The organism is Peptoniphilaceae bacterium AMB_02, assembly GCA_036321625.1.
Lineage (GTDB): Bacteria > Bacillota > Clostridia > Tissierellales > Peptoniphilaceae > Microaceticoccus > Microaceticoccus formicicus.
In genome coordinates this window covers 1-22,224 of the sequence record CP143259.1, presented here as the reverse complement: position 1 = coordinate 22,224, position 22,224 = coordinate 1, and the positions used below count along the sequence as shown (strand labels likewise).

15 protein-coding genes, 1 tRNA gene and 4 rRNA genes are annotated in these 22,224 nt (G+C 36.4%); 2 read left to right on the top strand and 18 right to left on the bottom strand.

Going from position 1 to position 22,224, the window contains the following annotated elements; all coding sequences use genetic code 11:
- Nucleotide 1 precedes the first annotated feature (1 nt).
- The 13 genes from VZL98_00100 to VZL98_00040 all read right to left on the bottom strand — a co-directional run bounded on the left by VZL98_00100 (nucleotide 2) and on the right by VZL98_00040 (nucleotide 12,420).
- On the bottom strand, nucleotides 2–1,702 hold the full coding sequence (locus VZL98_00100) for a hypothetical protein (GenBank protein WVH63389.1): 1,701 nt from the start codon (nucleotides 1,700–1,702) through the stop codon (nucleotides 2–4).
- On the bottom strand, nucleotides 1,699–2,415 hold the full coding sequence (locus tag VZL98_00095; GenBank protein ID WVH63388.1) for an ABC transporter ATP-binding protein: 717 nt from the start codon (nucleotides 2,413–2,415) through the stop codon (nucleotides 1,699–1,701). The genes VZL98_00100 and VZL98_00095 overlap by 4 nt, the downstream gene beginning before the upstream one ends.
- A 59-nt stretch (nucleotides 2,416–2,474) precedes the next feature.
- A complete protein-coding gene (locus VZL98_00090; protein ID WVH64520.1) occupies nucleotides 2,475–2,675 on the bottom strand; it encodes a helix-turn-helix transcriptional regulator in 201 nt (66 codons plus the stop codon).
- Nucleotides 2,672–3,019, bottom strand: coding sequence for a DUF3796 domain-containing protein (locus VZL98_00085; GenBank protein WVH63387.1), 348 nt, complete (start codon nucleotides 3,017–3,019; stop codon nucleotides 2,672–2,674). The genes VZL98_00090 and VZL98_00085 overlap by 4 nt, the downstream gene beginning before the upstream one ends.
- Before the next feature lie 360 nt (nucleotides 3,020–3,379).
- Nucleotides 3,380–3,601 carry a hypothetical protein gene (locus VZL98_00080; GenBank protein ID WVH63386.1) on the bottom strand — a complete coding sequence of 74 codons (222 nt, stop codon included), beginning with the start codon at nucleotides 3,599–3,601 and terminating at the stop codon, nucleotides 3,380–3,382.
- Nucleotides 3,602–3,966: 365 nt separating this feature from the next.
- Nucleotides 3,967–4,326, bottom strand: coding sequence for a hypothetical protein (locus VZL98_00075; GenBank protein WVH63385.1), 360 nt, complete (start codon nucleotides 4,324–4,326; stop codon nucleotides 3,967–3,969).
- A gap of 256 nt (nucleotides 4,327–4,582) precedes the next feature.
- Complete coding sequence (locus VZL98_00070; GenBank protein WVH63384.1) at nucleotides 4,583–5,326, bottom strand: SagB/ThcOx family dehydrogenase; 744 nt, start codon at nucleotides 5,324–5,326, stop codon at nucleotides 4,583–4,585.
- A gap of 11 nt (nucleotides 5,327–5,337) precedes the next feature.
- Nucleotides 5,338–7,767 (bottom strand): FtsX-like permease family protein, encoded by a 2,430-nt coding sequence (locus tag VZL98_00065; protein ID WVH63383.1) that lies wholly within the window; start codon nucleotides 7,765–7,767, stop codon nucleotides 5,338–5,340.
- Nucleotides 7,768–7,819: 52 nt separating this feature from the next.
- The gene (locus VZL98_00060) at nucleotides 7,820–8,485 is read right to left on the bottom strand and encodes an ABC transporter ATP-binding protein (protein WVH63382.1); all 666 of its coding nucleotides are present in this window, start codon (nucleotides 8,483–8,485) and stop codon (nucleotides 7,820–7,822) included.
- Nucleotides 8,486–9,766 carry a HAMP domain-containing sensor histidine kinase gene (locus VZL98_00055; GenBank protein WVH63381.1) on the bottom strand — a complete coding sequence of 427 codons (1,281 nt, stop codon included), beginning with the start codon at nucleotides 9,764–9,766 and terminating at the stop codon, nucleotides 8,486–8,488. It abuts the gene before it with no gap.
- Nucleotides 9,766–10,458, bottom strand: coding sequence for a response regulator transcription factor (locus VZL98_00050; GenBank protein ID WVH63380.1), 693 nt, complete (start codon nucleotides 10,456–10,458; stop codon nucleotides 9,766–9,768). The genes VZL98_00055 and VZL98_00050 overlap by 1 nt, the downstream gene beginning before the upstream one ends.
- A gap of 71 nt (nucleotides 10,459–10,529) precedes the next feature.
- Complete coding sequence (locus VZL98_00045; protein WVH63379.1) at nucleotides 10,530–11,333, bottom strand: hypothetical protein; 804 nt, start codon at nucleotides 11,331–11,333, stop codon at nucleotides 10,530–10,532.
- 160 nt (nucleotides 11,334–11,493) lie between these two features.
- Complete coding sequence (locus VZL98_00040; protein ID WVH63378.1) at nucleotides 11,494–12,420, bottom strand: DMT family transporter; 927 nt, start codon at nucleotides 12,418–12,420, stop codon at nucleotides 11,494–11,496.
- A 389-nt stretch (nucleotides 12,421–12,809) separates the two neighbouring features.
- Between VZL98_00040 and VZL98_00035 the strand changes: the two genes are divergently transcribed.
- Both VZL98_00035 and VZL98_00030 read left to right on the top strand, forming a co-directional pair.
- The gene (locus tag VZL98_00035; protein ID WVH63377.1) at nucleotides 12,810–14,126 is read left to right on the top strand and encodes an ISL3 family transposase; all 1,317 of its coding nucleotides are present in this window, start codon (nucleotides 12,810–12,812) and stop codon (nucleotides 14,124–14,126) included.
- Nucleotides 14,127–14,285: 159 nt separating this feature from the next.
- Complete coding sequence (locus VZL98_00030) at nucleotides 14,286–15,602, top strand: ISL3 family transposase (protein ID WVH63376.1); 1,317 nt, start codon at nucleotides 14,286–14,288, stop codon at nucleotides 15,600–15,602.
- Between the two features lie 125 nt (nucleotides 15,603–15,727).
- On the opposite strand, the gene rrf (VZL98_00025) is transcribed toward VZL98_00030, so the two are convergent.
- From rrf (VZL98_00025) to VZL98_00005, 5 genes are all read right to left on the bottom strand, one after another.
- Nucleotides 15,728–15,844: ribosomal RNA gene (rrf, locus tag VZL98_00025) — 5S ribosomal RNA — on the bottom strand.
- Nucleotides 15,845–15,904: 60 nt separating this feature from the next.
- Nucleotides 15,905–16,021 (bottom strand): 5S ribosomal RNA (gene rrf, locus VZL98_00020).
- Nucleotides 16,022–16,156: 135 nt separating this feature from the next.
- Nucleotides 16,157–19,797 (bottom strand): 23S ribosomal RNA (locus VZL98_00015).
- 332 nt (nucleotides 19,798–20,129) lie between these two features.
- Nucleotides 20,130–20,205: transfer RNA gene (locus VZL98_00010), tRNA-Ala, on the bottom strand.
- 329 nt (nucleotides 20,206–20,534) lie between these two features.
- Nucleotides 20,535–22,067 (bottom strand): 16S ribosomal RNA (locus VZL98_00005).
- Together the 16S, 23S and 5S rRNA genes with 1 tRNA gene alongside form the textbook arrangement of a ribosomal RNA operon.
- Nucleotides 22,068–22,224: the final 157 nt, after the last annotated feature.

Sequence of the window (22,224 nt, the reverse complement as noted above, 5' to 3'; positions counted from 1 at the left end):
TTTAGTCATTGTAGGTGTTCATTTTTTTTCTAAGTATTTCCGGTTCTTTTTTGAATAGGAAAATCCCAATTCCCAGATGCAGTATTATCAGCACCATTGCAATGATACCTATATTATTCGTGTTGATATGACCTATACTAAATTGTTTGAATAAAATATATCCCAGTAATCCAATATATGCCCATACACCTATCATGGTTACAAAAACACTCATGTTTTGTTTTATGGCTTCTTGCGGATTATCCCAGGTCAGTTTTGGAAAAAGTATACCTACCCACAAACCAAATACGCTGGTTAAAAATACACCAATTGCAATACCTATTATTAAACCGATTACCATAAGCATGGAGGGTTTTAAAATGACTGTCAGCAAAATAGCAGTTGGCAAAATGGATATTATAGCAAATAGTGCCGAAGCAATAATTCTTCCTTTTATCTGATCTTCTGCAGATATTGGAAGGGACTGCATCAGCCAAAGTCTCTTGCCTTCTCTGGTTATAGAGGTTGTTGCACTTTGCCCACTAATCCCAAGAAATATAGAAATTACAAGTCCTATTATTGCCGACACGCTAATCTGGTTAATAATGCTAATATCGAATGTTTTAAGCACAGTTCCAACTTGTTGAAAATCTGCATTACTTACATTTCCTCCTGTGAGAATTGGAAATGCCATAAATAACGGTATTAAAATACCTGTTGAGAGAAAGTTAAATGCGTAAACCGGGATTTTAAAAATCTCGGCTATCTCCCTTTTAGCCAGAGCCATTGCTACTGATTCCGATTTGAATCCGGATTCTTTTATTGATGATCTTTTTTTCTTGACAGTAATTTGATTAGCGTCTATTCCCCTAATTAAAAAGCCTGATCCTAAAAATGAAGTAATCGTAATCGATACTATTGCCAGACCCAAAAGTATCAGCGTATTCAATACTTTCGTCCAAATTTGACTACTTGTCAATGCTTCCGTAATAAGTCTAATGAATGGAAACATCACAGTTAGTGATTTTGCAATACCATCAAAGGTCTGTATAAAATCTTCAGTACTTGTAATACTTTGTGCCATTCTTCTTGTAAAAACCTGGATACCTAAGGTTATCGCCAAAATTAGAATCATCCCCAAGAATTGCATTATATTTTTAGTATGAGGAAGTCTATTTATATAACTCATAAGTATGGAATTTATAAATGCTAATGTGCTGTATACAATAACCGTACCTGAAAAGATACAAATAAACGCAAGTAAATAATATAAAAAACCTTGACCTGTAGCACCGGCATATTTCATGAGCACGGGAACTACAAATAGTATCGAAATGGGCAGTAAGGTAAGTACACCCGAGATTACCTTGCTGGCAAATATCTCTTTGGCACTTATAGGCAGTCTTTGCATAATACTGACATCATTACTGAAATATATCTTACTAACAAAAGGTCCAATCCCAAAGACCAATACCATCATAAAATAAAGTAAAAAAGTCATCGACAGTATAACATTTCCCAATAGAATCATGATTGAGTCGTTGATATTATTAAAAATAAATTTCATAATCATTGAAGTGTAGAACAATATCAATACGGCAATTAAGGGCATTGCAAATAACTTTCGTTTAGTAGACTTGTTTCTCATTGCAGCTCCCGGATTTAATAATATACCAAAATCCAATATTAAATCTTTCTTAACTAATTTTAGTATTCCCATCATTCTGTCAACTCCAAGAAGATTTGTTCTAAGCTACCTTCGTCTTTCGCCTGTTCTTTGATTTCATCAAGGGTTCCCATTGCAATGATTTTGCCTTCTTTAATAATAGCAAGCCTATCGCATATCTTTTCGGCAACCTCCATAACATGAGTAGAGAAAAATACTGATTTACCATTATTACATCTATCTCTCATGAGTTCTTTTAATCTAAAAGCACTTTTTGGATCCAGACCTACCATTGGCTCGTCCAAAATAAAAACTTCCGGTTCGTGAATCAGTGCACCTATTAAACATATTTTCTGCTTCATACCATGAGAATAACCCGAAATATAATCATTCAAGTTTCCTGTCATCTCAAACTCATCTGAATACCTTTTTATTCTTTCCTTTCTTTCATCCTTGGACAAATTGTAAATATCGGATAAAAAGTTTAAATACTGAAGTCCTGTCATATTATCGTAAATATCCGGATTATCAGGTACATAACTGAATTTTCTCTTGGATTCGAGTGGATCGCTTATAACATTTACACCGGCTACTTCTATTTCGCCTTCATTAGGACTCATTAATCCTACTATCATTTTTATAGTAGTCGTCTTACCTGCACCATTCGGTCCTAAAAATCCAAATATTTCACCACTTCGCACATTAAAACTTATTTTATTAACAGCAATTTTGCTTCCGAACCTCTTTGTTAAATCACTAATCTCAATCATATTGCACCTCCAAATATATTATATAACTACTTTCCCTCAAACACTTAAAACTTAATAAATCAATCTGTAAATTCAAAAAGATCCTCTACACTACAACCAAAAACTTTCGCAATGTCCATTGCAAGCTTAAGTGATGGATTGTACTTACCGTTTTCTAAATTCCCGATTGTCTCCCTTCTCACGCCTACTCTAACGGCCAGTTCTTCCTGACTTAAATTATATCTGGCTCTGTATTCTCTAATCTTTGTAATCAGCATCAGTATCTAGCCTCACGTTTTTGCAGTACATAAAGCATAATAGTAAATGCTATTAGACCTATTGCAAACGACATCCCCATTGCTCCAAGTACAAAATTCTCAAACCAGGAAAAATAATAGTTAATGAAAATCAAAGGCACTAACATTATCACTTGCAGTAGAAATGCTGTAGTACAAGATTTATAAAGATTTTCCATAAAGAGTTCATCGGGTATGACTTTAAAGTAGTGGAAATACGAGATAAAACCCAAAAAACCGAACAATCCTTTATTATCTGTTATAATTCCCAAAATACTTATCAATGACAATAGAGATAAAAAACCCAAATAATTAATCCTCTTTTTCATATCCATCTCCTATGTTATATATTTCGCTCATCTTGTTATAAATATATAACATCATCATAGAATTGTCAAGACATATTTTTATAATCAAATTGACTATTAAGAGTGTTATACTATCAAACTTGCGTAATTCTACAACAAAAAAACGCCCACTTAGTGAGCGATTTTTAGTATGAATAAAGTAAGAAAATTTTGTTTTTGTTTTCCGGCCTATGTCCGCACATTGAATTCGACCGGATTTATCCGTTTATCTATATTAAGCCTCACGGCTTATTATCCTAGTTGTTTTTCTTGTTTTCTGTCTTTGGTGCAGGTGTTTTTACTCCTGCTTTAGGAGCTGCTTTCTTTTCTTCTTTTTTGGCTTCAGGAGCTTTTTTTAGCCGGCGCAGCCTTTTTCACAGGTGCTGCTTTTTTTGCTTCAGGACTAGCCTTTTTAACCGGTGCAGCTTTCTTTACCGGTGCTGCTTTTTTAGTATCAGCTTTTGGAGCTGATTTTTGGTTTTTATCTTGAACTACAGCAGGTTTTTTATTTGCATCTACTGCTGCAGCTTTTTTCTTATCGGTCTTTTGTCCACAAGCTGTCATTCCTATAAGTACTAGAGCTGCTGCTCCGATTGGTAGTATTTTTTCTTTAACATTTTTTATCCTTCTTTCGTTTTAGATTTTTTATTTTAATTCTATATTGCTGTTTCCTTATTACAACTACATTTTACTCTGAACTTATGTATGAAATGTGTTTGTTTTATTACAAATTAGAAATCTAATAATAGAAAGCATCAAAGTTTCAAATAAAAAAGCCCACTTTCGTGAGCGATTTTAAAAGGGGTATGAAAAAAGTTTGGATAATTGCTTCTGTTTCATTATACCTATGATAGAGGGAGAGCGCACTCCCTCTATTTCGGTATATAATCGGATTGCTTTCTATATACAATATCACTTATGGATATGTATTAGTTGTTTTTCTTGTTTTCTGCCTTTGGTGCAGGTGTTTTTACTCCCGCTTTAGGAGCTGCTTTCTTTTCTTCTTTTTTGGCTTCAGGAGCTTTCTTAGCTGGTGCTGCCTTTTTCACAGGTGCTGCTTTTTTTGCTTCAGGACTAGCCTTTTTAACCGGTGCGGCTTTCTTTACCGGCGCTGCTTTTTTAGTATCAGCCTTTGGAGCTGATTTTTGGTTTTTATCTTGAACTACAGCAGGTTTTTTATTTGCATCTACTGCTGCTGCTTTTTTCTTGTCGGTCTTTTGTCCACAAGCTGTCATTCCTATAAGTACTAGAGCTGCTGCTCCAATTGGTAATATTTTTTTCTTTAACATTTTTTATCCTTCTTTCGTTTTAGATTTTTATTTTAATTCTTTATTGCTGTTTCCTTATTACAATTACATTTTACTCTGAACTTTTGTATGAAATGTGTTTGTTTTATTACAAAGATGTAATAAAAATTAGATTTATTAAGTCATTAAAATCTGTATTTATAAAAATCTTTTCTTCACATAAAAACCCCTTCAATGTGACTGTTTCGGTTATTTTAACCGTCACTATTAAAGGGGTTTATCTTTTTATTGTATTATTTTATTTTTTCCCTAAGCTTGCCATATATACAACAAATTCATCCTCACCGTCCAGTTTTAAAAGCTGATCGGCATAGTCTTGATTATATGCTGCTATCGCACAAACACCTGAATTTATGGCTTCTGCTGCAAGGTACAGGTTTTGACAGATATGTCCTGCATCTAGCGCTATTACTTTGTAGGATGCATGGTCGTATCTCCATTCCATCCTATAGGGTACTGCCACCCAAAAGAAGGTAACCGGACAATTCCCTGCAAAGCTTTGTCCTCTGGCTGCCATAGCAGACCTCATTCTCAAATCTTCATGCTGAGTTATTAGTACCAATTCGTTGTCCAACGGCTGATATCTATAAACTCCGGGCTTTATTCCCTCTACATTATGAATACTCAGATATGTGTCTATCGCATGCCTGTTTCCCGCAGATGGAGCATTTCTCAAAACTATACCTGTTTTAATCAGTCTAACTCCATGACTTGCCCAAAGCAGATAGGTCAGCTCCTCTAGACTTAATCCTTCTTCAGTATATTTTCTAACTGATTTTCTTTGGTGAATCGCAGTATTCAAAGATATATCATCAAATTTTTCTATCTCAATTTTAGGAAGCTTAATGCTTATCTCGTCCTCTTTCACTTTTTTCTGAACCGGGGGCATCGGCACTCCCATGCTCTGGTCGGTTTTCGAAAAGTCTATTATATCTCTATCATAGTCTTTTAAGGTTCTTCTTCCAAGTTTTATTTTATCCATTACTTCCCCCTTTACTCATTTCTAAGATTGGCTATCAAATCATCACCCATAACTCTTTTCATAGCAATCATAGATGAGTGGTAAACTAAAAACACGGTTATGATTACGATTACTATATAGGAAATTATTGGGTATCCATAGAGCTTAGGCGAGAAAAATGGTGCCGTTCTCCACCTTAAGATATAATCTACGCCCATTATTCCAAGTATACTCAGCACGAAACCCAGTATCGAACCCGAAATGCTATAGTATATCGTCTCTATATTCATCATTCGCTTAAATGCTTTATTCGTCATTCCAATTGCCTTCAAAAGTGATAACTCTTTTTTTCTGGTTAACATATTTGAACTAATCGAGTTAATAATATTGATTCCGGATGATAAGGCCATTAAACCTGAGAAAATTAATAGGTAATTTCTTATAATTCTGGTCTGAGTTTGTCTTCTAATCCTCTCTGAAAGATTGTATCTGACACTGAAATGGTCTTTATCGGATAAATAATTTTCAAGTTCAGTTCTACTTTCCTGTGAGTATACATTAATACCTAAATTAATATTATAATCCTTGAGTATGTCATCAGAAATATATTCTGAGACTACTTCTTCCGGCATTAAAACCGTAATTCCAGGAGGTAGGTTGGCTCTGCTTTCATATGACTTTAAATGGTAATTTCCTACCGGTACATTAATATATACCCCTGATCTGATTCCTAACCCAATAGTATTACCTTCTATCATAGCTGCCTGTTCTATATAATCCTCAAATTCTATAAAGGTGAATACCGCTTTATTAGCGATTACCTCATTTAGAACAGCTTCCTCGACATCATAGTTTTTGATTATGTCCTCTTTACTCATGATTAGGAATTTTGATCCATATAGTACATAGAGATTATTCTCGCTATTTGCAACATTTGAAGAATACAGTCTATACTTTAAATAATCGGGAAATTCATTAATATGTGCATCTACAGATATTGCAATATTATAATAGGGAGTGACGGTTTTTACACCTTCTAAATTTTTAATATGATTTACTTCCTCATCCGCTAAAATAGCCTTATCCATCTTTCTATAGGAGATTTCATAGTCGTAAACTGTATCTATTTCATTATAATTTATATTGCTGACTAGCATACTTGTAAATATGGTAGTTACAAATATTGCAATTGTAATACCTATGGAAAGTGATGAAAGTAAAAATTTACCCTTCGACCTGTCTATATTCCTTCTCGCAATATAACCCTCCATACCAAGTAGCCATTTGGTAATTAAATATCTCTTCTTTCTAACCTTTACTCCGGCAAAATCACTCTGTCTTATGGCTTCTATTGGTGACAGATTCTTTTTCCTGAGTGTCGCACTATATATTGAAAGGTAAATGGTCGCAAATGAAAATATCGCTATAAAGATCATTAATTCAGGATAAAATTTAAGCTTAAAATATTTAAACCCGAAAATCTCAAAAATCCCTCCTGAAACCCAATTGAATAATATATGCACCGTCAACTGACCTATAATAATTCCAAGTGGTATCCCCACTATAGAAAGTATCAAAAGTTCTCTTTTATTGATATCGTTAATCTGTTTTTCCGTTGCCCCAACAGCTCGCATTAGACCAAATTGTTTAAGTCTCTGAGCATATGAGATATTAAAAACAGTAAATATACCGCTAAAAGTCGAAAGAGCTACTATTAGTATTAATACTATGCCAAGTCCGGCCACTATTATATTTATCCTATTTACTCCTAGATTATCATTGTACATGGAATTTAAGTGGACTTGCTCTGGCAGTATTCCTACTTTACGAGTGAGTTCCATAATCTCAGGAAAAGTACTTGCTGCTTTTTTAGTAAAAAGATAAAGACTGAAAGTACCTGTATTGTCTTCCGAATCGAGTCCGATAATCATATTTGAAACAGGAGATGCATAGTTTTCTCCGGCTCTTTCCAAGATTCCGACTAATTTATAACTTACGACATAATCAACTTCTCCTGCAAGTACTAAACTGATTTCTGAACCCAATTCAGGTGTTCTATCCATCTTTTTTATAATACTTCTATCAATAACAATCTCTGACGAGTTTTCAGGATATCTTCCTTCTGATAATAAATCAGGTGCGATTTTATCAACTCCGCTACTCATTGCAATTATTCGCTTGTCAATAGAATCTCCCAGCGCAACTGTTTGCGCTCTATCAGATTCGTATATGCCCTTGATATATGTTATTGATTTTGCCAGAACTGCATCTTCTACATCTACGTTTAATTTTAATTTTTCATATGTTTTATAATCTATATCATGTATAACAGCTTGGTTATTTCCCTCACCTATTTGAGCATCGAATAAAATTAAATCTCTGATTCCCATTGTGAGACTTCCAAGCATGACGATCATTGCAACAGAAATAACTATACTGAATATATTCAGTATAGTTCGCATTTTATGCTGTTTCATATATTTAAATGAGATTGAAGATATCGACTTCATGAAATCACCTAATTATTCTACCATCCTCGATAACTATAATCCTATCAGCTTGAGCTGCAATATTAGGATCATGTGTAATCATTATTGTGGTCTGGTTAAATTTTCTAGCAGATATTTTTAACAGATCAACTATTTCTTTACTTGTAACAGTATCCAGATTTCCAGTCGGTTCATCGGATAAAATAATAGAAGGCTTTGTAATCAGTGCCCTTCCAATAGCGACTCTCTGCTGCTCCCCACCTGATAATCTACTCGGCAAAAAACCTAATTTGTCATTTAAGTCCAGTGCAGAAAATAGACTTTGAGTATAGACCTGATCTACTTTTCTTCCATCTAGTAAGACTGGAAGCATGATGTTTTCTTCTGCAGTAAGCACGGGAACCAAATTAAAAAATTGAAATATAAATCCTATTCTACGCCTTCTGAATATAGATAAATCGTTGTCCGACAGTGCATGAATATCAATCCCATCGATAAATACCTTGCCCGAAGACGGTTTATCTACACCACCTAGCATATGAAGTAATGTAGACTTCCCACTACCGCTTCTTCCGGTTACTGCCACAAATTCACCTTTATTTACAGAAAGATTTATATTATTTACAGCCTTGACCTCAATACTTCCGGTTTTGTATATTTTCGATAAATTTACTGCTCTTATTACTTCCATCTAATTACTACCTGCTTTCAGTTTAGATCTTTTGCTTGGCTTCTCAATGCCATAATTCGAATTCATAAAAGTTATAATGAACTCGACACCGTCAGATACATTTTGAGCGGCTATAACTCCTCCTTGTCCCTCGACAATAGATTTGGTAAGATTAAGTCCAATACCAACGGAATCCATGCTGGAACTGGATTTATAAAATCTTCTAAAGACATAATTAATCTCATTTGGATCTATTTGTGGACCGGTATTCTTGATAGTGATAGTACTCGTCGTAGGATTTTTCTGAATCCTAACTACAATATCCGATTCTAAAGGAGCATACTCGGTAGCATTTTTAATGATATTCGTAATTGCTTCCTCAGTCCATTTAAAATCACATAAAAGCTCTATATCGGTATCACCTATGACCGCAACTCTTTGACTATTCTGCATCAGCTTTGCCTCTACAGCCTTGACCGAAGACTCTATTAAATCTTTTACCAATACCCGATCTCTTTTAAACTCTATGGCACCAGCTTCTATCCTGGCAATTTTTAGTAAATTGATAATAAGCCATTCCATTCTTTCATATTGTATCTTAGACTTTTCAAGGAAGGCTCTTCGTGTCTCGGGATCCATATCTTCGTCGTCAAGCATCAGTTCATTGAACATGACGAGCGACGCCAAAGGCGTTTTTAACTGGTGAGAAATATCGGAAATGGTGTCTTTCAAAAAAGATTTTTCAGAATTAAGACTTTCATAATTCTTCTTTATAATATTGGACATCTTATTAAACTGATGATTCAAGATACTGATAGATCCTTCTCCATCTTCAGTAAGTCTTACTCTAAAATCACCATTGATTACTCTTTCAGAAGCTACGTACAGTCTCTCGATTTTGTTCGACAGCTGTCTCATTCCATACAAATAAACCCCGATTCCAATAGCGAATAGACTCGAGGTTAATATTAACAATTGGTTCCTCATACTAGTTGAAGTGAGTATCATAGCAATCTGATTTCTATGACCGACTAAGTCATTATAATTGTACCTATCCAGGACTTCTTTCCCTAAATTAATTTCCTCGTCGGAAATCTCCTTCGTTACAGTCTTTACAACCTCTTCTTCAAGTTCAGGATGTTTAGACAAAACAGCTCCCACTATGGCAACATTTTGTTTAGTGACATCTCTGGACATATTGGCAAGATTGTACTCTAAAATGATGAAAAGTCCTAAAACACAGATTATAAAAAGAATTATACTTATTATGACAATCCTTCTAAAATCTTTAGATTTTGGCATTAGGATCGCCTCACTTCCTCATCCCAAATATATCCTATGCCTCTGGCAGTCTTTAAATAATGTGGGTTTGAAGGGTCATCTTCTATTTTTTCTCTAAGTCTTCTTATATAGACTGATATACTGCTATCATTAATAAAATCACCCTCAACATCCCATAAATTCTCTAGAGCAGCTATTCTTGGAATAACTTTCTTGGAATTATTCATATAGAGTAATAATAACTTATACTCAGATGGGGTTAAGAATATCTCTTCTTCCCTTAAGTAAACTCTAGCTTGTAACTGATCTATTTTTATATCCCCGGAAGTAAGCACATTACTTGTAATTCTGGTAGAGAATCGTCTAAGTACGGATTTTACTCTGCTGACTAATTCTTTCGTTCTAAATGGTTTAGCTATATAATCATCCCCACCTATTTCAAGACCCTTTACAACATCCCTTTCATCATCTCTTGCTGTTAAGAAAATAATAGGCGTTTGCTTATCTATCCTTATATGATGACATAAATCATATCCGTTTCCATCAGGAAGCCCTATATCTAAAATAAATAAATTATACTCTTTGTCATTAATATAATTTTTAGCATCTTTAACAGTTCCCGCTATATCTAACTCATATCCTTCATTTTCCAGTAAATATCTAAGTCCGGTTGCTAATGCGGAATCGTCTTCTACTAACAATATTTTCGTCAATTTTATCACTCCCCCTTATAATTCTACCATAATATACACTTTATAATTAGTACAGTATTGTTAGAATTGATTTATTTGTCTATACCTTCAACAGGTAAAACCATTTTAAAACTCTCACCAATACTTATTACTTCCAGAGTCCTCTCCGATTCTACAATATTTTCATGATCGTCTACCTTTATCCTATATTTAAGAAAGACCTCAATTGATTTAACCTTATATGTCTCTTTGTAAATTTCACATCTGCATTTAAAATCATCAAATGAAATACTATCGGTTTTTTCAGGTACTTTCTCACCGAAAATAAAAGATAAAAATTCGCTTTTTATATTAGAATCTTCCAAAATTATATATGAATAGATGTACTTATCATTTTCCTCTTCAAACGAAAAGTTACTTGATTCACTCTTTATATTCTCTAAATAATTTAGTATCGCCGCTTTGCCATTCATATCAAATTTAGTTTTAAGTTCTTCTAAACTCTTCTTAATCCATTTATTATCATTGTATTTTATATAAGCAACTTTTGAATCGGTATAAATTTCAGAATATTGCTCTTCCACCCCACTAAATACCCTTGTTTTTTTATGGTAAATACCACTGGTCGACTCATACTTATTTTCGACTACTATCGATGTCTCCACCATATCATTCTCCGTAGTATTTCTTAAGACATTTTTATTCGATATATCAAAAGACAGATCATCCTTTAATAAACCGATTGCCTTTTCCAAATGATTGGCACCATTTTCATTTAATTGTACTTCCTTAAAGCTACTACCTACTTTACCTTCACTTTCTCCAGCTCGATTTAAACTTTGGCAAGACGAAAGTAAAAAAACCAAAGCGATAATTATCCAGATTCTCTTACCCATTTGACATTCCTTTATTATTCACTCTTTGTATTAAGTTAATTTATCTATAATTATTACTATTAATTATATCATTAATGATTAAACAATATCCAATTATAATATAATTAAAAGTTAAATATTCTAATAAAAAAAAGCGTATCACATACGCTTTTTTTAATGTTTACTCAACTTGAGGCCTTGTTTTTTCCTTGGATCCAAGCACATTAATCCCAATTACGCCAAGTATAATACATACCGATCCGACCTTATGTGAGAAGAAAATATCTTCTCCCAAAATAAGTCCCGCAGAGAATATCTGGATTACAGTCGCAAGATTTCCAAAAATTACTACTTTAGATGCCTCAATTCTAATCAAAGCAGTATTTAGAAGTAATCCACTTAGAAGTGATGAAAGTAATCCTAAATATAAAACATCCTTAATATAATCAATATCAGAAAGTGGTTTAATAAACTCCGCTAAACTACCACTTGTACTCAAACTGTCGTAGATGGCAAGAGCTGTAAAAATAAATGCCGTTTGAGCAATTATTACAAGCATAATTTCAAAATTCGTGTTTTCATTTCTAATTTTTCTAACGGCAACGGAATAAATAGAAAACGCAACAGTTGCCAAGAACAATATAGCCAAACCTGTAATATCAGGATTAGGATTTAGCTTTAACTTCCTATAAATTATAAAAACGATTCCGCCAATAGATACTGCAAGTGATAGTTTCTGCAAAATATTAGTTTTTTCATTAAGTAATACAGATGCCAAGATTAAAGTAATAACAGGTGCCATGGCCTGCGCCAATCCAGCTTCTAAACTGGAAGTGATCGACAGACCGTATGTTTGAATTCCAAAAAACAATAATGGATAAAAAATTCCCAATCCCATCAGTTTACCAAGTTTGGACTTGTTGTAATTGAGTTTATTTCTCATAAATATTGCTGCAATACCCAAAGGGATAAATGCAATGATGGACCTATATGCAAGTTGGTTAATGACTCCATATTTCATCGCATCCTTAGAGAACAAAAACGAAAACCCAATAATCAATGCATAACCAAGTGCCGACAAATAACCAATCAGTTTATCTCTATTCATTTTCAGACCCTCGCTTATGTAATATTCACACACCAATATCTGTAATAAGTATATACCCTAAAATGTACAGAAAGTACACTTGTATTAAAATATATTTAAAACACGGTAGAATAAAAGCTACTTAATTGCAAGTTAGCACTACCATTAACACATCTAAGTTATATCAATATTTTTTTCTTCTAACCTTAATGAGTATTTTTTATTTCATAGTTTAATGCACTTTAAGCTTCACAAATAAAGATGCTAAATAAAAAGGCTCTATAATTTATAGTGTTGGTGAAGAAATATTGGTTTCTTTGCTGGCACTATTTTCTTTTTAAAAAATAAAGACATAGTGACCAATTTCCTTTATAATTTAATCACTACAACAAAAAAATAAGGAGGCCACTATGTCTACAAATAATTATATCTTAAATTTATTAGATTTAAAAGATGAAAATATTGAGATTTTTGAAAAGGTTGAGAAGATTAAAAAGAAGAATATCTCTTACAATTTGATTTTTGGCCGGCTTACCTATAATGCTTCTGTTTGTCCCGTTTGTGGTAACGTGCATAGCCCAAGCATTATTAAACACGGCACTAAGTCTTCTGATATTAAACTTCTTCCTTTTAATGGCGAACCTACTTTCTTGAGACTTAAAAAGCAGAGATTTTTATGTAAGGAGTGTAATTCTACTTTTATAGCTGAAACTGATATTGTTAAAAAGAATTGTTTTATTTCTAATAGAGTAAAAGCTCATATTACAACTAATTTGACCATGAAAGTAAGTGAAAAAGATATTGCTAATTTACATTATGTTTCTCATTCTACGGTGTCTAAATGTGTAGATCAAGCTTTTGAACAGTTTAAGCCTAATTATCAGTTTTTACCAGAACATTTATGTTTTGATGAGTTTAAATCCACAAAAACTGCTAAAGGATCTATGAGCTTTATTTTCTGTGATGCTATTACTCATGATATTATCGATATTGTTGAAAACAGGCAATTACACTATCTTAAGCGCTATTTTTCTAGGTTTAGTGAATGTGCTAGAGAATCGGTTAAAAGTATATGTATAGATATGTATCAGCCATACATTAGTCTAATTTCTGATCTTTTCCCTAATGCTAAGATAGTATTTGATAAGTTCCATATAGTTAACCACTTATCTAGAGCATTGAACAAAACAAGAATAGAAGTTATGAATGGTTTTTCTAAGTATTCTATGGAATACAAAAGGTTAAAAAGGTATTGGAAGCTGATACAAAAGCCTTATTTAAAGCTTAATTCTACAGGTTTTAGAAAGTGGATACATTTTGAAAGATGGAAAAGTGCTAGAGATGTGGTTATGGATAGTATTAGTGTCAACAAAACACTTCTAAATACTTATGATTGTTATCAGATTCTTTTAAAGGATGTAGAAAACGGAGATATTGCCTCCTTAAAGGCACATTTAGAATATTATTCAGATGAGGTATCAGATGCTATGAAAACTAGTATTAACACGCTTTTAAAGGACTTTGAGTACGTAAAAAATTGCTTAGAAGTCAATGTTACAAATGGATGTTTAGAAGGTATTAATAATTTTATTAAGTGTTTAAAAAGAGTTGCTTTCGGATACAGGTCGTACTATCATTTTAGGAATCGAATATTAATTTGCAAGAAAATGATAGTACCAAAAGACACTGTAAGTGTAAAAAAACGTCAGGCAGCTAACGCTGCCTGACATTAATAGTTTGTGATTAATTTAGGCTCTATAATTTATAGTGTTGGTGAAGAAATATTAGTTTCTTTGCTGGCACTATTTTCTTTTAAAAAAATAAAGACATAGTGACCAATTTCCTTTATAATTTAATCACTACAACAAAAAAATAAGGAGGCCACTATGTCTATTAGTAATTATATCTTAAATTTATTAGATTTAAAAGATGAAAATATTGAGATTTTTGAAAATGTCGAGAAGATTAAAAAGAAGAATATCTCTTACAATTTGATTTTTGGCCGGCTTACCTATAATGCTTCTGTTTGTCCCGTTTGTGGTAACGTGCATAGCCCAAGCATTATTAAACACGGCACTAAGTCTTCTGATATTAAACTTCTTCCTTTTAATGGCGAACCTACTTTCTTGAGACTTAAAAAGCCGAGATTTTTATGTAAGGAATGTAATTCTACTTTTATAGCTGAAACTGATATTGTTAAAAAGAATTGTTTTATTTCTAATAGAGTAAAAGCTCATATTACAACTAATTTGACCATGAAAGTAAGTGAAAAAGATATTGCTAATTTACATTATGTTTCTCATTCTACGGTGTCTAAATGTGTAGATCAAGCTTTTGAACAGTTTAAGCCTAATTATCAGTTTTTACCAGAACATTTATGTTTTGATGAGTTTAAATCCACAAAAACTGCTAAAGGATCTATGAGCTTTATTTTCTGTGATGCTATTACTCATGATATTATCGATATTGTTGAAAACAGGCAATTACACTATCTTAAGCGCTATTTTTCTAGGTTTAGTGAATGTGCTAGAGAATCGGTTAAAAGTATATGTATAGATATGTATCAGCCATACATTAGTCTAATTTCTGATCTTTTCCCTAATGCTAAGATAGTATTTGATAAGTTCCATATAGTTAACCACTTATCTAGAGCATTGAACAAAACAAGAATAGAAGTTATGAATAGTTTTTCTAAGTATTCAATGGAATACAAAAGGTTAAAAAGGTATTGGAAGCTGATACAAAAGCCTTATTTAAAGCTCAATTCTACAGGTTTTAGAAAGTGGATACATTTTGAAAGATGGAAAAGTGCTAGAGATGTGGTTATGGATAGTATTAGTGTCAACAAAACACTTCTAAATACTTATGATTGTTATCAGATTCTTTTAAAGGATGTAGAAAACGGAGATATTGCCTCCTTAAAGGCACATTTAGAATATTATTCAGATGAGGTATCAGATGCTATGAAAACTAGTATTAACACGCTTTTAAAGGACTTTGAGTACGTAAAAAATTGCTTAGAAGTCAATGTTACAAATGGATGTTTAGAAGGTATTAATAATTTTATTAAGTGTTTAAAAAGAGTTGCTTTCGGATACAGGTCGTACTATCATTTTAGGAATCGAATATTAATTTGCAAGAAAATGATAGTACCAAAAGACACTGTAAGTGTAAAAAAACGTCAGGCAGCTAACGCTGCCTGACATTAATAGTTTGTGATTAATTTATATACCAACACTATTTGACAAAGAACCTTAATTTATATACCAACACTATTTGACAAAGAACCAATAAAAAAGACCCTATACGAAACCGTATAAGGTCATGCGTCCGGCACTGTGCTACTCTCCCAATTCGTCACCAAATTAGTACCATTGCCGCTAGGAGACTTAACTTCTGTGTTCGAGATGGGGACAGGTGTATCCCTCCTGCTATCAGCACCGAGCAAAAATAAATGATTATAAACAATTTAAAAGACCCTGCACGATATCGTACAAAGTCCTTTGTCTGGCACCGTGCTACTCTCCCAATTCGTCACCAAATTAGTACCATTGCCGCTAGGAGACTTAACTTCTGTGTTCGAGATGGGGACAGGTGTATCCCTCCTGCTATCGGCGCCAAGCTTCTTAGAGATGAGTTGTCACTAGTTGGTTTTCAACTCTAACTCCTTCTCTCTTGATAGATTTTTGAAGTGTTTGCATTTTTCGTTAGTCTTATTCTAACTTCTCTTCTCTCACTTCTAAAGTAATACATATTTCCGGTCAAGTATTCGATTTATTAGTATCAGTTAGCTGAAATGATTACTCATCTTACACATCTGACCTATCAACCACATTTTCTGTGTGGATTCTATAAGGAAATCTCATCTTGAGGGGGGCTTCGTGCTTAGATGCCTTCAGCACTTATCCCTTCCAAACTTAGCTATCGAGCTCTGCTCCTGGCGGAACAACTCGTACACCAGAGGTCTGTCCATCCCGGTCCTCTCGTACTAAGGACAGCTCCTCTCAAATTTCCTACGCCCACGACGGATAGGGACCGAACTGTCTCGCGACGTTCTGAACCCAGCTCGCGTGCCTCTTTAATGGGCGAACAGCCCAACCCTTGGGACCTACTCCAGCCCCAGGATGAGACGAGCCGACATCGAGGTGCCAAACCTCCCCGTCGATGTGGACTCTTGGGGGAGATAAGCCTGTTATCCCCGAGGTAGCTTTTATCCGTTGAGCGATGGCCCTTCCATGCGGTACCACCGGATCACTAAGTCCGACTTTCGTCTCTGCTCCACTTGTTGGTGTCGCAGTTAAGCCTGCTTTTGCCTTTGCACTCTGTGAATGATTTCCAACCATTCTGAGCAGACCTTTGAACGCCTCCGTTACTCTTTAGGAGGCGACCGCCCCAGTCAAACTGCCCAACTGACAGTGTCCCAATATCTGATTCAAGATATCTGGTTAGAACTTTAAAACTAAAAGAGTGGTATCCCAAGGATGACTCCATGAAAACTGACGCTCTCACTTCTTCGTCTCCCACTTATCCTGTACATTTAGCTCCAAAATCCAATGTCAGCCTGCAGTAAAGCTCTACGGGGTCTTTCCGTCCTGTCGTGGGTAATGCGCATCTTCACGCATACTACAATTTCACCGGATCCTTTGTTGAGACAGTGCCCAAATCGTTACACCTTTCGTGCGGGTCGGAACTTACCCGACAAGGAATTTCGCTACCTTAGGACCGTTATAGTTACGGCCGCCGTTTACTGGGGCTTAAGTTCTAGCCTTCGCCGAAGCTAAGCCTTCCCCTTAACCTTCCAGCACCGGGCAGGTGTCAGCACCTATACTTCATCTTTCGATTTAGCAGATACTTGTGTTTTTGGTAAACAGTCGCTTGGGCCTATGCTCTGCGACCGATGAGTGCTTTTGACGTATAGTCTATACACTCTTCGGCATCCCTTCTCCCTAAGTTACGGGATCATTTTGCCGAGTTCCTTAACAAAGGTTCTTCCGCGCGTCTTAGGATTCTCTCCTCGCCTACCTGTGTCGGTTTACGGTACGGGTAACTAATTACTCGATAGTGCCTTTTCTTGGCAGCATGGAGTCTACTTCTTCGCTACTTATTTTCACTCCCCATCACTCCTTAGCATTATCAAAGCTGCGGATTTGCCTACAGCTTCTGCCTACGAGCTTGGACGTACTATTCCAGCAGTACGCTCAGTATATCCTTCTGCGTCAACACATCTCTCAAACGCAATTAGTTAGTACAAGAATTTCAACTTGTTGTCCATCGCCTACGCTTTTCAGCCTCAGCTTAGGTCCCGACTTACCCTGAGGGGACGAGCCTTGCTCAGGAAACCTTGGGCTTTCGACGGGTGAGATTCTCACTCACCTTTTCGCTACTCATGCCAGCATTCTCTCTTGTATACTGTCCAGCATGCCTTACAGCACACCTTCACCCCGTATACAATGCTCCTCTACCGGGTAGAGATGAGTAGTCAGTTGTTAGTTTTTTGGTTTTTTGATGCTATGTTTATCTTTTTTGCCAGGTTTCTCTTAGCCTGTATAGCATCTTTCCAATTATTTCTATTTCTTCAAGAATTTTATTAGCTGTTTCTTGATTTAATATTTTTAAGTCTTTGGATATTTTTATCAGCACTTCTAATTCTGTTGCTGACCCTATTCCTATTGATAGGTACCTGCAGAAGTCTTTCGGACTTTGTTCTACTTTTGAATATCCTTCGGCTATATTGAGTACTATTGAAAGTGATGATCTTTTGATTTGATCTACTAATACGTATCTCTCTTCTATAGGATAGTGTTTTGTTATCTTACATATACCGATGTAGAGTTTATATGCTCTTTGGTATACATCTAATTTTTCATATCCTTTTTTCATCTTTTTGTCTTTATCCTTTCTGACTCACTACTAACGACTCACTACTCATCTCTACCCCCACGGCTTCGGTAATGGATTTTAGCCCCGTGTATTTTCGGCGCATTACCACTTGACCAGTGAGCTATTACGCACTCTTTAAATGTGTGGCTGCTTCTAAGCCAACATCCTGGTTGTCTGAGTAGTATTACATCCTTTTCCACTTAATCCATATTTGGGGACCTTAGCCGGTGGTCCGGGTTCTTTCCCTTTCGACTATGAAGCTTATCCCACATAGTCTGACTCCCATTTCTATATATCAGGTATTCGGAGTTTGATAGGTTTCGGTAACACTTCGTGCCCCTAGACCATTCAGTGCTCTACCCCCTGTATACTTAAAATGAGGCTAGCCCTAAAGCTATTTCGAGGAGAACCAGCTATCTCCAGGTTCGATTGGCTTTTCACCCCTATCCACATGTCATCCGATATGTTTTAAACCATACCCGGTTCGAGCCTCCATTGAATTTTACTTCAACTTCACTCTGCACATGGATAGATCACCTGGTTTCGGGTCTACGCCATGCAACTATGTCGCCCTATTAAGACTCGGTTTCCCTACGACTTCATCACTTAATGATTTAATCTCGCTGCATAACATAACTCGCTGGCCCGTTCTACAAAAAGTACGACATCACCGAGCACTTAACTTTATCAACATTATTCCAAACTCTTAGCTATTCTTTCTTTTAGAAATCTTTTAGCATTTCCTCTTTGCTTAAGTTTTGCTTCTCTTCTAGTTGCATCTTCTTTGGATTTATATGCTTCATAATATACTAACTCTATTTCATGTTTGGATGTGAAGGTGGATTGTTTATTTTTATGTTCTTTGTATCTTCTTTCTAAATCAGATGTATAACCAACATAAATCTGATCGTTATCTAATTTCAGAACGTATACATAGTACATCTCTTCACCTCATATTAATAAAGTTAAGTGCTCGGCTTTGTCTGCTTGTAAGCATAAGGTTTCAGGTTCTATTTCACTCCCCTCTCGGGGTTCTTTTCACCTTTCCCTCACGGTACTTGTTCACTATCGGTCACTGGGTAGTATTTAGCCTTGGGAGATGGTCCTCCCGTCTTCACACGGAATTTCTCGTGTTCCGTGATACTCTTCACTTCACCCAAAATACACCCTTTCATCTACAAGGCTCTCACTCTCTTTGGCTCAGCTTCCCAGCTGATTCGATTAGAATGTATCTCTTTTGTGAAGTTGGGCTCTTCCCCGTTCGCTCGCCGCTACTTAGAGAATCGATGTTTCTTTCTTTTCCTCGGGCTACTTAGATGTTTCAGTTCGCCCGGTATCCCTTCGCTATGGCTATGTGTTCACCATAGGATGCTTGGAGTTTGTCCAAGCGGGTTTCCCCATTCGGATTCCTACGGATCGATGCATATTTGCTGCTCCCCGTAGCATATCGCTGCTTATCGCGTCCTTCGTCGGCTCCCAGTGCCAAGGCATCCGCCTTATGCTCTTTGTTTCTTGACCGGAAATATCTATTACTTTATTTCTTTAATCTTTTTTAATCTATCTTTGCTTTACTTCTATTTATTTTTCAAAGTGCGTTTCGTAAAGGTTTGTGTTCAGTCTCTAACTTCTAACCTCTCACATCTAACCTCTACTATGGTGGAGATGCGGTAGATTTCTTGCCATCCTGCTATCGCACGATGGGAAATCCTCAAGTTGGACCTACTAAAACTCACTATCGTTCGTTAAGTTAGGTCTCAAAGGAGATTCTTTCATCTCTCATCTCTTCTGCCATATTATTTACTCTTATTTGTTGTAAAAGTCTATCTTGTTTTCAAGTTTAACTTCTACTATGGTGGAGATGAGGAGATTCGAACTCCTGACCCCCTGCTTGCAAGGCAGGTGCTCTCCCAACTGAGCTACACCCCCATGTTTATAAGGTAATGTTAAGCTGAGCTTTATTCTTCGGCATATGTTATCTCTGCACGCCGCTCAGTTACACTGAGGCCTTTGTCAATAAATCTTTGATTTATTTCCTAGGCATTGAATCTAAGACGAAATCGTAGATTTCTTTAGATGTCAGCTCCACCCCCATATTTAATAGGTAATGTTAAGCTGAGCTTAATCCTTCGGCATATGTTTTTCTTTTTAAAGGTTCAGTTTTTTCCTTTTAAAAATCTCAGATTATTTTCCTTATCTGAGATTTAAACCTTACAATAAAGATGTGAATACTTCAAGCGATACACGTACTTCCTTAGAAAGGAGGTGATCCAGCCGCACCTTCCGATACGGCTACCTTGTTACGACTTCACCCCAGTCATTAACCCTACCTTCGACAGCTCCATCCTTGCGGTTTGGTCACTGGCTTCGGGTATTGCTAACTTCCATGGTGTGACGGGCGGTGTGTACAAGACCCGGGAACGCATTCACCGCAGCATTCTGATCTGCGATTACTAGCAACTCCGGCTTCATGCAGGCGAGTTGCAGCCTGCAATCCGAACTGGGATCGGCTTTTTGGGATCCGCTTCATATCGCTATGTTGCTTCCCTTTGTTCCGACCATTGTAGCACGTGTGTAGCCCAGGACATAAAGGGCATGATGATTTGACGTCGTCCCCACCTTCCTCCGGTTTGTCACCGGCAGTCTACCTAGAGTCCTCAGCATTACCTGTTAGTAACTAAGTATAGGGGTTGCGCTCGTTGCGGGACTTAACCCAACATCTCACGACACGAGCTGACGACAACCATGCACCACCTGTATGGATGTCTCTAAAAGAGAGGGGTATATCTCTATACCTTTCACCCACATGTCAAGCCCTGGTAAGGTTCTTCGCGTTGCATCGAATTAAACCACATGCTCCGCTGCTTGTGCGGGTCCCCGTCAATTCCTTTGAGTTTCAGTGTTGCCACCGTACTCCCCAGGCGGAATGCTTAATGTGTTAACTGCGGCACCGAGGTTTGACCCCCGACACCTAGCATTCATCGTTTACGGCGTGGACTACCAGGGTATCTAATCCTGTTTGCTCCCCACGCTTTCGTACCTCAGCGTCAGTTAGTGTCCAGAAAGTCGCCTTCGCCACCGGTATTCCTCCTAATATCTACGCATTTCACCGCTACACTAGGAATTCCACTTTCCTCTCCACTACTCAAGTCTTCCAGTTTCAACTGCTTGACAGGGTTGAGCCCTATGCTTTCACAGATGACTTAAAAAACCGCCTACGTACCCTTTACGCCCAATAATTCCGGACAACGCTCGCCCCCTACGTATTACCGCGGCTGCTGGCACGTAGTTAGCCGGGGCTTCCTCCTAAAGTACTGTCATTATCTTCCTTTAGGACAGAGCTTTACAATCCGAAGACCTTCTTCGCTCACGCGGCGTCGCTGCATCAGAGTTCCCTCCATTGTGCAATATTCCCCACTGCTGCCTCCCGTAGGAGTCTGGACCGTGTCTCAGTTCCAGTGTGGCCGTTCACTCTCTCAAGCCGGCTACTGATCGTCGCCTTGGTGGGCCGTTACCTCACCAACTAGCTAATCAGACGCGAGCCCATCTCACACCGCTAACGCTTTGATGCAAAAATCATGCGATCTCTGCATATCATAGGGCATTAATCACGGTTTCCCGAGGCTATTCCCTTGTGCGAGGCAGGTTGCTCACGCGTTACTCACCCATCCGCCACTTTCCTCCAGCATGTTTCACAACGAATTGATCAACTTGCTAGATTCTCGTTCGACTTGCATGTGTTAAGCACGCCGCCAGCGTTCGTCCTGAGCCAGGATCAAACTCTCATTAAAAGTTTGATTCTGCTCTATTATTTGTTTAAAATTATTTTTGTACGTTTCCTCAAAGTATTCACTATCTTCTTGTCTAGGTTCGTGTCACCCGTTTCGAGGTGACTTATATAGTATACTAAACCATATTTAACTTGTCAAGCTTTTTTTAAATAAAATT